Here is a 12,693-nt window from a genome sequence, read left to right as displayed (position 1 = left end):
TCACCGTGTTCCGGTGGTCTCCGTCGCCGGGTTCCCGCCCCAGCGTGCGTGCGGCGGCACCTCCTCGCCCTTCATCAGGAAGGAGTCGGGCGCCAGCACGGCACCCTCGCCCAGCGTCACGCCGTAGTGGACGAACGCCTGGACCTCCAGCGTGCAGCCGGTGCCGATCGTGACGTGGTCGGACTTGTAGGTGCCGTCCTCCTGCGAATGTGCCTGGATCTTGCTGCCGGCGGCGAGCGTGCAGTCGTCCCCGACGGCTGTCAGCGTCCGCTCGGTGATGTACGCCCCGTCGTCGAAGACCCGGCGCCCGATCCGGACCCCGAGCAGCCGCCAGACGAGGTTCTTGTACGGCGTGCCGTTGAGGACCTGCAGATGCGTGTCGGGCAGCTTCCACAGCCGCTCCTGCCGCCAGAAGACGGGGTCGTAGATGGAGCACAGCCGGGGGCGCAGGGGACGGAAGCCGGTCAGTGTCCGTTCCACCAGCGCGTAGTAGAGGGCGTTGAAGACGAGTGCCGCCAGGGGCAGCGCGGCGAGTGCGAGCGGTGCCGCCGGGCCGTCGCCGTGGCCGTAGAGGTCGAAGGCCGCGAAGCCGAGGACGGTGAGTGCGAAGGCGTGCAGCCAGCGCAGGAACAGGAACAGTGCCATCGAGCGCAGGTTGAAGCGGTTCTTCGCGCTGAGCCTGCGGCGCAGTTCCGCGCCCTCGCGCAGATGGTCGAAGCGACTGTCCCGCTCGACCGAGCGGGGTATCTCGAAGGGCGGTGAGCCGAGCAGTCCGACCCCTTCGCGGATCTCGCCGTCCAGGGGCACCAGCACCTTGGTGGCCAGCAGACAGTTCTCGCCGGTCCGGCCGCCGACCGGGTAGGCGATGGCGTTGCCCAGGAAGTTGTGCCCGCCGATCGCCGTCCGGGAGACCCTGAAGGAGGTGCCGGAGTAGTCGGCGTTCATGACCGAGAGGCCGTCGGCGACCATCGTGCCGCTGCCGACCTTCACCAGGTACGGCGTCTCGTGCCGCACCGCGGTGCCGAAGTTGGACCCGGTCTGCTCGACGCGCGAGAGGTCGTATCCGAGGGCTGTGAGGCAGGGGACGATGTACGAGCTGTCGCCGCACAGCCACGTGAAGAACTTGATGTTCGTCAGGCGGGCGATCGTGCGGTGCACCGAGTAGTGGAAGCCGTAGAGCGGATAGACGCGGTCGGGCTTCACCAGCGGGCGCAGCAGCCGCGGTACGACGAACACCACGACGGCTCCGACGACGATCGAGGCCACGAACAGCGTGAGCGACAGGGCCATCGCCTCGACGTAGAAACGCGCCGAGGTGGTGTGCCGCGACGTCCGGTCGAGCAGGGTGTCCAGCTCGGGCGCGGCGGTCAGCAGCAGATAGGCGCCGCCTATGGTCAGCGGCACGTGGAGCAGCAGGGTCTGGAGCAGGGTGGCGAGTCCGTACCCGGCCCGGCGCAGCGTGCCGCGGGGGAGCGGGGGGACCCGGATGTGGTCCACGTCCGTCGGGCGGGCCGGTGAGCCGTGCCAGCTCTCTCCGGCCGGGACGGACTCGCCGGCGCGCAGCGCGGAGGAGTGGCCGAGCTGGGAGCCGTCGCCCAGGGCGGTGTCGATGTCGAGGACGGTGTGCTCGCCGACGAAGGCGTCCCGGCCGAGGGTGACGGTGCCGGTGCGGATGCGTCCGGCGCGCGCCCGGTAGCAGAGGAAGGAGCAGTCCTTGCGGATCACCGTGCCCGCGCCGATGGTCAGCAGGTCGGTGCAGACCGGGAGGGTGCGGCTGAGGATCGTGACGCCCGGTCCGATGCGGGCGCCGAGGGCCCGCAGGTACAGCACGTACAGCGGGTTGCCGACGAACAGGGCCATCGGGCTGGTGCGCAGCAGTGCCTTGACAAGCCAGAACCGCAGGTACGTCGGGCCCCACACGGGGAACTCCCGTGGTTTCCACCGACCGATCAGCAGCCACTTCGCGGCGACGGGCAGGGTGCACAGGGCGAGGAAGGCGAGCATCCCGAAGACGGTCGAGCGCAGATAGATCCCGAACGTCCCGGAGCCGTCCGCCACCCACTCGTACCCCTGTACGTATCCGGAGGTGGCGAGCAGACAGTATCCGGCGAAGAGGAGCAATTGCAGCACACCGCACAGGACATAGCGGAACGTGCTGCCCGGGGGCACGGTCTCGGCGGGCTCGGGCGGGGCGGCCGGCGCCGGTGCCCGGGTCAGCGCGGCGGCGAGGCCGCGGATCGTCGGGTGGCCGTAGACGTCCCGGATGGACACCGACGGCAGATCGGGGTGTTTTCTGACGCGGGCACAGAAATGCGCCATCGTCAGTGAGTTGGCACCGAGGTCGTCGAAGAAATGGCTTTCTGCGGGCACGTGTTCGATGTGTGCGACGCCGGCCAGAACTTCGGCGAGGAGTCGCTCGACGGCGGTGTACGATTCCGCCGCGTCCGGCTCGGCCCCCTGGACCTCGCCCGGTATTTCCGCCACGGGTCGTGGCGCTGGCAATGTCATTGAATTTCTCCGCGACAGGTATTGCGATGGAAGGCGCCCGGGGGTGAACGGGGCGGCGCGCGGAATGACAGAAGGAGGGGGGAGGGTGACGGGAACGGAAAGCGGTGACGGGTGTGGCGGAATTGATCAGGCCTGGTCGGATCCTGGACTGATTCCCTGGTGTGCGCTGGGCCGGCATCTGGTCCAGAGAGGCGCAGCGGAATGCAATCCGGATTCTTTCGGTACATTCGTGAACCGGTCAAGGGAGGTCGGGTAAATGACTCTTTCCCGCCCCTTTTGCGATCTCGTCCGGCCTGTCGGACCTGAGCCCCCGCACCGTTCCAGCGGGGAACTTTCCAAAAGGACGGCACAAACGCGCTCGCACGCTCCGCTTTCGGCCCCTCGATGATTCAGCCAGCACGTTCATGACAGAAAAGGCGATTCGGAATCACCTTTGGTTTCTGCTGGGTTTCCCTTTGTTTGCTGCCCCGTGACGCGACCGGAGGGGACCGTGCGTCGCACGCGGACCCTGTCGCGGCAGGCGGCACCGGGAGGTGAGGGCGGCACGCGCAGGCGGATACCTTTAGGGCGTGCAGCCAGCAAGTCAGTCACCCCCACCGTCCGAGAGCCCCCATGGGCGTCTCCACCGTGCCCGCGCCCTCTACCGGGACGTCTCCAAGCGCAGGACCGCCTGGCTGCTCCTGAAGGACACCGTCAACTCCTGCATCGAGTACCGCATCCTGGGCCTCGCGGCCGAGGCGGCGTTCTTCACGCTGCTCTCCGTGCCGCCGCTGCTGCTCAGCATGATCGGCCTGCTCGGCTACGTCGACGACTGGACCGGCGCCGACACCATCGCCAGCCTGGAGCTCAACCTCCTGGAGGCGTCGCGCACCGTCCTGTCCGAGAAGGGCGTCGCGCAGATCGCGCAGCCCATCCTGGACGACGTGATGAGGGGCGGTCGCCCCGACGTCATCTCCATAGGCTTCCTGTTCGCCCTGTGGTCCGGCTCCCGCGCGGTGAACGTCTTCATCGACACCATCACCGTCATGTACGGCCTCGACGGGGTCCGCGGCATCGTCAAGACCCGCCTCATGGCGTTCCTGCTGTTCATCGTGGCCCTGCTGATCGGCTCGATCGCCCTGCCGCTGATGGTCGCCGGGCCCGACGCCGTGGTCCGGATCGTCCCGTGGTCGGCGACCGTGGTCCAGGTCCTCTACTGGCCCGTCGTGATCGTCCTGTCCATCGTCTTCCTGACCACGCTCTACCACGTCTCGGTGCCGGTCCGCTCCCCCTGGGTCGAGGACGTCCCCGGCGCCCTGGTCGCCCTCGCCATGTGGGTACTGGGCAGCTTCCTGCTCCGCATCTACCTGACGAACACGGTCGAGGGCGCGACGATCTACGGCTCCCTGGCGGCCGCCGTCGCCGTCCTGCTCTGGATCGGCGTGGGCGCCTTCGCCGTCCTCGTCGGCGCCGCCGTCAACGCCGCGATCGACCGTGTCTGGCCCGCCGCCGCCACGGCCGCCGCCCGTGCCGCCAACGAGCGCCTGCGCGAGGAGCAGGCCGCCGAGTACGTCGCCCGCGCCGCCGCCGCCCGCTCCCACGACCCGGAGGACCCCGACATGCCCTCCGAGTTCCCCGAACGCTGGTCCCGCTTCCTGCCGCCGGAGGACGTCACGTCGAGGCTGCGGTCTCCGGTGAAGAAGGGGGAGGAGTAAGGGGCCTGGGGGCGTGCGCGGGCGCAGCCCCGGGCCACCCGCCGATCGCCGCGGCGGCCCCCGCGCCCTGATGTCCGACGGGTGCACCAGGCGCGCCGTGTCCGCCCCGCGCAGCGCCGGGACCCAGGTGGGCCCGTCCAGCCAGTCGAACCCGGTCGCCCGGCACGCCGCCCGCACCGTGAGGCCGACGGCCCGCGCGGCCTTCGCGGCCCCGGCTGCCCGTACGCCCCGAGGCCCCCCTCACCCACCGTCATGCTCATGGTCCGGGGTGACGCCTGGATCGTCCCCGACGAGGGCGGAGGGGGGCGGGGGTGTACGCGAGTCCTCAGGAGCACCGGCCGTCCGCGTGGGCCGTGAGCGCCGCGGGACGCCGTGGAGGCGAGGTGGTCTGTGGTCCGAGGGTGGTCTGCGGGTGGTCCGTGGTTGCTCGCGCAGGTCACCCGCCCCTTGGAGGGCACGGTGGCCACCGGCGTAGCCTTCTTGTCGTGTATGTCGAAAGGGCCTCTCGGCTGAGCGGGGCCGTGGTGTGGACCAACAGCCCGAGTCGGCCGGGCGCGGGGCGGGTCCTGCCCGACGGGTGCATGGACCTGTTGTGGAACGACGGGCGGCTGATGGTGGCCGGTCCCGACACCCGGGCGTATGTCACCGAGGGGGCGTCCAGCAGTTGGGCGGGGCTTCGGTTCTTCCCCGGTCAGGCGCCCGGCTTTCTGGGGGTGCCCGCGCACGAGTTGCGGGACCGGCGGGTGGACCTGGCCGAGCTGTGGTCGCTGACACTCGTGCGGCGGCTCACCGCCCGGGTGAACGCGGCGGACGATCCGGCGAGCGGACTCGAAGAGGTGGTCCTGGAGCGGGCGGCAGAGGCGGGGCGGCCCGACGCGCTGCTGCGGCAGGTCGTCGACGCCCTCGACGCGGGCCGGCCCGTCGCGGCGACCGCCGACGAACTGGGGATCGGAGCACGGCAGTTGCACCGGCGATCACTTGCCGCGTTCGGATACGGACCGAAGACGCTGGCCCGTGTGCTGCGGCTGCAGCGGGCGCTCGCGCTCGCCCGGGCCGGTGTGCCCTTCGCCGAGACGGCGGCTCGGACCGGCTACGCCGACCAGGCTCATCTCGCCCGTGACGTACGGGAGTTGGTTGGACTGCCGCTCGGAGAACTGCTCGGCGGACGGTAGCCGGCGGACGGTGGCCGGGGCTGGGTGGCGCGGGCACTCCGGGCCGGGCGCCGCCCGCGACGGACGGCTACTCGCCGGCGGGCGTCGGCAGCGGCGCGAAGAGGTCGACGCCGTTGCCGTCGGGGTCGAGGACCACGGCGTAGCGCTGGCCCCACACCGCGTCCCACGGCTTGAGTTCACCGTCGTACCCGGCGCCGACCAACTCCTCGTACAGCGCGTCGACTTCGGCCGGACTGTCGCAGAGCAGGGCCAGCCCGGCGCCGCCACCGGTCCCCGGGCGGTACTCCGGACGGAAGGACCGGACGGTCTCCTCGGTGTCGAGCAACAGCCGCAGCCCGCCCGGCAGTCGGGCCTCGGCGTGCGGCAGATTCTCGGCACCCTCGGGGAAGGCGAAACCGAGCCGGCGGTAGAAGGTGACGGAGGCGGCCATGTCCGAGGCCACCATCCCGATCGCGTCGAGTCGTGGAGTCATGCGAGCCACCGTAGGGCGGGTGGCGACGGCCGGTCTTGAAGGAATCGGACATCGGGGCAAGCGCTCTCACGGAACGGACTCTTTGGCTCACCTGTGGAACATCTGTGCGGCAGGATGGAGGTCATGTCCATGCTCCGTACCGCGCGTGTTCTGCTGCCCCTGGCGTTGCTGCCGTCGCTGCTCACCGCCTGCGGCACCGAGAAGGTCGTGGTCGCGGACCGGGAGCCCCTGGCACCGCCCCCCGACCGGGCCGAACTGCACGCCCGTGCCGAGGCGTTGGGCCTTGCCCCAGGGCTCGTCTACGTCACCGAGTCCCCCGGGTTCACGCTGGCCCGGCAGTCCGTGGGCGTGTACGGCGCCGACGGGTTCTCCGCCGCCTACTGGTCCCGCAGGAACAGCGCCCAGCTCCTGCTCCTCGTCGACCGCGGCACGATGACCGCCGGGAGCTGCCCCGAGCAGCCGGTGGGCCAGGGCACGGGCGAGGCGGTCAGCTGCGCGCGTGACGGGGCCACCTGGTACCGGGCCTCGGCGGGACAGCACGAGTACGTCGTACCGGAGGACGGCCACCTCGTCCGGATCAGCGCCGCCGAGACCGCCGTCGACCGCGCCACCCTGCGGGCCGCCGCCCTCGCCGCCCACCGCCCCACCGACGCCGAACTGGCCTTCCTCCTCCCGCACCGTCACCGCGACAAGCCCCCGCCCCACGGCATGCCGGCCGAACGCGGCGACCTGCCCCCGGCGGGCGACGGGGCCCCGCGCGACGAGGTGGGCGCCTCGGGCTGAGCCTCGGGTGAAGCGGCCACCGGCGCGGGGCGGGCGATCAGGACGTACCGCCCGCCTGCCGCGGCCCGAACGCCGTCATGAAGCGGTCACGGAACTTGTCCATCCGCCATGTCGGCGTGGAGTCGGCGGGCTTGAGCCCGTCCGTCCAGCCCCAGTCGGAGATCTTCTCCAGCACCTCGGGGTCCTGGGCCACGATCGACACCGGCACGTCGTGGCTGGGGTTGTCGCCGGTGACCGTCTTGTTCGGCTGGTGGTCGCCGAGGAAGACCAGCACGGTGTCCTCGGAGCCGTACTTCGCGACGAAGTCGACGAGGCTGGTCACCGAGTACTGGATGGACTTGCGGTACTCGTCCCGGACGGCCAGCGGGTCCTTCCAGACCTCCGTCGGGTCCTTGCCCTCGGCCTTCTGGAGGGAGTGGTAGACCGAGCCGTCGCCGATCTCCTCCTCGGGGATCGTGCTCGGGATCGGCGCCCACGGGTTGTGGCTGGAGGTCAGGATGATCTCCGCCATCATCGGCTCCCGGTCCTTCCTGCCGTGCTCCAGCTCCTGGAAGGCCTTCAGCGTGTACTGGTCGGGCATGGTGGACCAGCTGAACTTCGGCCCCTGGTAGCCCAGTTGGTCGGAGTCGTAGATGTGGTCCAGCCCGAAGTACTTGCCCTCGGGCCAGGTCTTCTGGGTGCCCGGCACGATACCGACCGTGCGCCAGGCGCCCGTGCGGCGGAACGCCTCGGTGAGGGTGAGCCGGTCGCTCGCGACGAGGTTGTTGTACCGCGACTGGTTCTTGATCCACAGACCGGACAGGAACGTGGAGTGCCCCAGCCAGCTGCCGGCGCCCGTGATGGGGGAGCGCAGCCAGCCGCTCCGCGAGGCGTATCCGGCGTCCTTCAGCTCCCGCGTCTTCTGTGTGAGGGTCTCACCGAGCGGTTCGCCCATCCGCGGGTCGTCGATCGCGGAACGGCCGTAGCTCTCGATGAACGTGATCAGCACGTCCTTGCCGCGCAGCCCCGTCAGCAGCTGGTCGGGCGGCACGTCGGCGAAGGCGTCCACCGCGGCCTGCTTGCGGAACGCCTCGCCGTCCTTCAGGCCCTCGCTCACCGCCTCGATCCGGTTCTCCACGAGGGTGGCGGCGCTGTGCGAGGCCACCGGTACGTCGGATATCTCCAGCGTCAGCGTCGAGCAGGTGATCCACGCGGTGCCCAGGACGAGGAGCGTACGGCTCGCCGTGTGCCGGTTGCGCACCATCAGCCTGCTCAGTCGTACGACCGCGAGCGTCATCAGCACGGGCAGCGCCAGCGCGAGCGCGATCACCCCGACGGTCGCGGCCTGGGCGGCCGCCCCGCCGAGCGAGTCCTTCATGAACGACTGCGCGTCGTCCAGCAGGATCCAGTCCAGCACCAGGTCGAACGGGCGGTCCAGGGTCCAGTACGACCCCATGTCCAGCACCTTGACGATCACCAGGAGACCGAGCACCACGCCGACCACCACGACCGCCACGCGGCGCGCCTTCGCGGGCAGCACCAGCAGCAGTCCGGCAACGAGGATGCCCTCCGCCGGGATCCGCAGGAACCGGCCGAGGTCCAGCTCCGTGATGTCGTTCGGCACGACGAGCGCGAACAGGACGAGCACGAGGGCAAGCCCCGTCCCGGCCCAGGCGACGGCACGCGCGGCCCGGGGGTGCCTCGTGAGCCGGCCGGGGGAGGGGGATGCGGCGGGCTCGGGACCGGACTCCGGGGCCGAGGGGGATTCGGGGGTGGCCGTTCCGGGGTCCGAGGTGTCCGCCTCGGGTGCGGGGGTGGCCGGTCCGGGTTTGGCGGTCGGGTCGGGGCTCTCCGGGCGTGCCTTGAGGCCGGGCTCACGCTCCTCGGGTGTCTCCGCCTCGGCTTGGGCCTCGGCCATGACCGGCTCGGACTTTTCCGTCTCGGCCTCGGTCTCGGCCGTCGCCGCTTCGGGTGTTTCTGCCTCGGCTTGGGTCTTGGCCGTTGCCGCCTCGGGTGTTTCTGCCTCGGCTTGGGTCTTGGCCCCGGTCCGAGCCGGTGCGGACGGGCGCTGCTCGGGTTCCTCGATCGCGGCCCCGGCGCCGGGCGTTCCCCCCTCGGGTTCCTCCCTCGCGGCCTCCGCCCCCGCCTTCGCCTCCGCCGGCTCGGTCACCGCGACCGCGTCCCGCTTCGGAGGGGCGGCGTCCTCCGGGGCCTTGTCGTCGTCCGGAGCCGGAGTCGGTCCCGGAAGCTGCGGAGAGCGTATGTGCGACAACCCGAAGGTCCTTCCCTGTGGAGCATGTGGAGCTCAGTGCTGGTGGAGCGGAGTGGGCCGGGGGCCGCGGGACCGCCGGGACACCCGATTGGCCATCCCTATGCGTACGGTCCCACGACGCCGACCGTTCACCCGAACTCAGGGCCTCCGCAACCACCTCACCGAACCACGCCGCACCGGCTCAGGCCGGGCCCAGCGCCCCCGTGCTGGCCCGTTCCACCAGCCGGGTCGACAACTCGGTGCGCGTGCCCTCCGGTTGGTCGCCCTCCATCATCCGCACCAGCAGCCGTAGCGCGGTCTGGGCCATCTCCGAGAGCGGCTGGCGGACGGTGGTCAGGCCGGGGGTGGCCCAGCGGGCCTCGGGCAGGTCGTCGAAACCGACCACGCTGATGTCGTCCGGCACCCGCAGCCCCCGCTCCGCCAGCGCCTCATAGACACCGAGGGCCATCTTGTCCGAGCAGACGAACACGGCGGTCGGCGGCTCGGGGAGGTCGAGCAGCTGGAGCATACGGTGCCGGGCGGTGGTCTCCATGAAGTTGCCGTAACGGACGTAGTCCGCCCGGTACGGGATGCCCGCGGCCGTCAGCGCCGAGCGGTAGCCCGCGACCCGGGCGCTGCTGCACATCTTGCGCCGGTACCCGGCGATCACGGCGATCCGCTCGTGGCCCAGGGACAGCAGATGGTCGGTGGCGGTCGTTCCGCCCTGCCAGTTGGCCGCGCCCACGGACACCACGCCGGGCGGCGGCTCCAGAACCGGGTCGATCAGCACGAACGGGATGCGGTGCTGGGTGAGCCAGGAGTACTGGGCGGGGGACAGTTCGGCCAGGTTGAAGAGCACGCCCGCCGAGCCGCGGGCGGTCAGCTTGTCGAACCAGCCGCGTTCGGGGCGGGCACCCCGGGTACGGGTCAGACCGGCCGAGACGACGACCTCCAGGCCGGCGTCGTGGGCGGCCTGTTCGACGCCGTGCAGTACGGCGCCCGACCAGGAGCTCTCCAGGGAGTGCACCACCAGGTCGACCATGCGCGGCGGCTTCGGCGCCTCGAACCGGGGTCTGCGGACATAGCCGAGCCGGTCCAACGCCTCCGTGACCCGGCGCCTGGTCTCGGGGGCCACGTCCTCCCGGCCGTTGACCACCTTCGAGGCCGTGGGCACGGACACCCCGGCCTCGCGCGCCACCACCGCCAGCGTCGGCCCGGCCGTCGCGCTCCCGCCACGCACCATCGCGACTCCACCTCTCAGGGCCCGTCCCGAGGGCCGGTGAAATTTTCGAACAGAGCTACGCACACGGCCGGATCCCGAGCCGCGTAGCAAGCGCTTCCTACGTTAAGCCCAACTCAACACGGCGGGAAGAAGCGGGGCTTCAGCTTGATCTAGCGCGGAACCCCGGGCGTTCACGCCCGGGAGGAAGCGCTTCTCTGGATCGCTCTGACCCGCAGGTGTCCACGGGCCTGCACTGTTGACCTCAGCCAGGTCGCTTCTGGTTCTCGATGTACTCCTCGATGATCTCCAGCGGTGCTCCGCCGCACGAGGCGGCGAAGTACGAAGGCGACCAGAAGTGGTCACCCCACAGATACTTGCGGATATGGGCTGGGAACTCCTGACGGAGCCGCCGGGCGGAGACACCCTTGAGGGAGCCGACCAGCCGGGACAAGGCGACTTTGGGCGGGTAGTGCACCAGCAGGTGGACGTGGTCCCTCTCCCCGTTGAACTCCACCAGCTCGGTGTTGAAGTCCGCGCACACGTCACGCATGACTTCCGGAGGCGGCGCCGATGACGAGGGCCAGGATCACGAGGACGGCGGCCGCCAAGCCGATCAGGAGCCATGGCAGAGGCTTCTTCGGCCGACGGAAGTGGAGGGCGGAGCGAAGGGTCCCCTGGGACTGCTCCACGAGCTCCCAGCCGTCCTTCCGCATCTTCGAGATCACCAAGCCGTCGGTGCCGCGAACCGTCCGCACGGTCTTGTGCTCGTACTTGATCTCGTCCGCCATGCCGCTCCGCGCCCCGAAATGGAACCGTTCGCACCAACTGCCCCGCGAGCTTACGGCCCCGGGGGACTCCGCGAGGACTCGGTGCCACCGGCGGTGCCCTCGGCGGCGAGCAGCGCACGAGGCTGTCCGAGCGGCGAACGGGGCCGGTCGCGCCGGAACGTCGCGGTCGCCCCGCGCCGTCACCTCACTCCGCCCCGCACACCAATCGGAACCCGCTGAAGTCCGCCGTGAACTCCGCCGCGACGAGGTCCTGGGCGTGGATGCCGGCCAGGGTTCCGGTGAAGCGGAGTCTGGGGCCGTAGTCGTCCGAGAGGTGGGTGAAGTCCAGGGGCGGGCCGACGGGGGTGCGGAGACCGTCGTGGAGGTACCAGAAGCGAGCCTCCTCACCGTCGATGCTCGCCCCCAGGGTGATCGGCTGGCCCGGCTCTACCTCGACGACGGCCACCTGCCGGGCGCCGTCGCCGTCGCGCTCCAGGAGGCTGAGCACCGTACGGCCCTCGCCCCGCCACTGCTGGCCGCGCTGCGGTTCGCCCTCGGGCTCGGCCCAGGTCAGATCGAGGCTGAGGTAGGAGGCGGTGTTGTACCGCAGGGTCAGCCCCGCGGCCTCGCCGAAGGTGCGCGGCCGGGCCTCCACGGTGACCTCCACCTCCGCCCGGTGCTCGGTGATCCGCTGCGCCAGCACGCTCTGGTCCCACAGCGACTCGGGCCCCTGCCGGCCCCGCAGCCGTATCCAGCCGGGGCGGGTGGTCGTGTCGACCCACGAGGCGTCCGGTGCGGCCCGCGGACTGCTCCAGGGCCAGGTCGGCAGTCCTTCGGACGAGGCACGCACGGTCTCGGGGGTCGCGGGGGGACCCGCCCCGTCAGGCACCCCTGAAGTCGGCGCCCCGGCAGCCGGTACCTCCACCTCCACCGCCGGATGCCAACCCCCCTGCCGCAGCCGGGGCCAGCCCTCGCTGTCCCAGGTGACCGCCTGGACGGCGGTCTCGCGGCCCAAGGTGCAGCGGATGCCGTGTGCGGTGTGCAGGGGGCGGGCGGTGAGGTGGCTCAGGAACCACTCGCCGGAGGGCGTCCGGACCAGTTCGGCGTGCCCGGCCTTCTGCAACGGCACCTTCGGGTCGTCCCGGGTCGTCAGCAGGGGCAGCTCGTCGAGTTCGTACGGTCCGGTCAGGGTGCGGCTGCGCGCCACCCGCACCCCGTGTTCGACCCCGGTGCCGCCCTCGGCGAGGATCAGGTAGTACCAGCCGTCGCGGATCAGGAGCTTGGGACCCTCGATCAACCGGTCGTGCTGGAGCAGGAGATGGGTGTCGCCGAGGGGACGCAGGGTGGAGCGGTCCAGCTCGGTCAGGACGATGCCGGCGAACCGCCGGCCGCCGGGACGGTGGTCGCTCTGCATGTTGAGGAGCCAGAGCCGGCCCTCGTGGTGGAACAGGGCGGGGTCGAAGCCATGGCTCACGACCCGCCGCGGCGCGGTCCACTCCCCGTCCACCGCCGTGGCCGTACTGACGTACGTGTCCAGGTCGAAGTAGCGCGTGCCGACCGACCGCACGATCGTGTAGACCACCCAGAAGCGCTCACCGTCCCAGCTCAGTGAGGGCGCCCAGATGCCCGCCGAGTCGGGGACCCCCCGCAGCGAGCCGCCGGGGGCCGCTCCGCGCACATGACCGGCGTACTCCCAGTGCGCCAGGTCTCTGGACCGGTGCAGGGGGATCGTCGGGAACCACTCGAACGAACTGGTCGCCACGTAGTACCACTCGCCGACCCTGATCAGGGAGGGGTCGGGGGCGAAGCCACGGATGACCGGGTTGCGGGCGACGGTCACGGCCC

The 12,693-nt window shown here is 71.1% G+C and carries 9 protein-coding genes and 1 pseudogene; 3 read left to right on the top strand and 7 right to left on the bottom strand.

From position 1 onward, the window contains the following. Positions 1 to 2,508 (bottom strand): Pls/PosA family non-ribosomal peptide synthetase, encoded by a 2,508-nt coding sequence (locus K1J60_RS10180; RefSeq protein ID WP_220645931.1) that lies wholly within the window; start codon positions 2,506 to 2,508, stop codon positions 1 to 3. Between the two features lie 569 nt (positions 2,509 to 3,077). Between K1J60_RS10180 and K1J60_RS10175 the strand changes: the two genes are divergently transcribed. Together K1J60_RS10175 and K1J60_RS10170 are read left to right on the top strand one after the other, a co-directional pair. Beyond that, on the top strand, positions 3,078 to 4,202 hold the full coding sequence (locus tag K1J60_RS10175; RefSeq protein WP_220645930.1) for a YihY/virulence factor BrkB family protein: 1,125 nt from the start codon (positions 3,078 to 3,080) through the stop codon (positions 4,200 to 4,202). Positions 4,203 to 4,687: 485 nt separating this feature from the next. Beyond that, the gene (locus tag K1J60_RS10170; RefSeq protein ID WP_220645929.1) at positions 4,688 to 5,374 is read left to right on the top strand and encodes a helix-turn-helix domain-containing protein; all 687 of its coding nucleotides are present in this window, start codon (positions 4,688 to 4,690) and stop codon (positions 5,372 to 5,374) included. A 67-nt stretch (positions 5,375 to 5,441) separates the two neighbouring features. Here K1J60_RS10170 and K1J60_RS10165 read toward each other — a convergent pair whose 3' ends face one another. Further along, positions 5,442 to 5,846, bottom strand: coding sequence for a VOC family protein (locus tag K1J60_RS10165; protein ID WP_220645928.1), 405 nt, complete (start codon positions 5,844 to 5,846; stop codon positions 5,442 to 5,444). 129 nt (positions 5,847 to 5,975) lie between these two features. Between K1J60_RS10165 and K1J60_RS10160 the strand changes: the two genes are divergently transcribed. Continuing rightward, a complete protein-coding gene (locus K1J60_RS10160; protein ID WP_220651394.1) occupies positions 5,976 to 6,629 on the top strand; it encodes a hypothetical protein in 654 nt (217 codons plus the stop codon). A 37-nt stretch (positions 6,630 to 6,666) separates the two neighbouring features. On the opposite strand, the gene K1J60_RS10155 is transcribed toward K1J60_RS10160, so the two are convergent. From K1J60_RS10155 to K1J60_RS10135, 5 genes and pseudogenes are all read right to left on the bottom strand, one after another. Next, positions 6,667 to 8,880 (bottom strand): sulfatase, encoded by a 2,214-nt coding sequence (locus tag K1J60_RS10155; protein ID WP_220645927.1) that lies wholly within the window; start codon positions 8,878 to 8,880, stop codon positions 6,667 to 6,669. Between the two features lie 181 nt (positions 8,881 to 9,061). Continuing rightward, a complete protein-coding gene (locus K1J60_RS10150; protein ID WP_220645926.1) occupies positions 9,062 to 10,102 on the bottom strand; it encodes a LacI family DNA-binding transcriptional regulator in 1,041 nt (346 codons plus the stop codon). A 241-nt stretch (positions 10,103 to 10,343) separates the two neighbouring features. Further along, positions 10,344 to 10,637 (bottom strand): annotated as a pseudogene (tnpA, locus tag K1J60_RS10145) (IS200/IS605 family transposase); the annotation flags it as partial. After that, positions 10,624 to 10,869: a hypothetical protein gene (locus K1J60_RS10140; protein WP_259407653.1), complete on the bottom strand. Its 246-nt coding sequence runs from the start codon at positions 10,867 to 10,869 to the stop codon at positions 10,624 to 10,626. The pseudogene tnpA and the gene K1J60_RS10140, both read right to left, overlap by 14 nt. A gap of 184 nt (positions 10,870 to 11,053) precedes the next feature. Continuing rightward, positions 11,054 to 12,688 carry a family 43 glycosylhydrolase gene (locus K1J60_RS10135; protein ID WP_220651393.1) on the bottom strand — a complete coding sequence of 545 codons (1,635 nt, stop codon included), beginning with the start codon at positions 12,686 to 12,688 and terminating at the stop codon, positions 11,054 to 11,056. Between the last annotated feature and the right edge of the window lie 5 nt (positions 12,689 to 12,693).

The organism is Streptomyces akebiae (assembly GCF_019599145.1).
Taxonomy (GTDB): domain Bacteria; phylum Actinomycetota; class Actinomycetes; order Streptomycetales; family Streptomycetaceae; genus Streptomyces; species Streptomyces akebiae.
The sequence above is the reverse complement of the archived record's forward strand: the minus strand, read 5'-3'. Positions and strand labels throughout refer to the sequence as shown.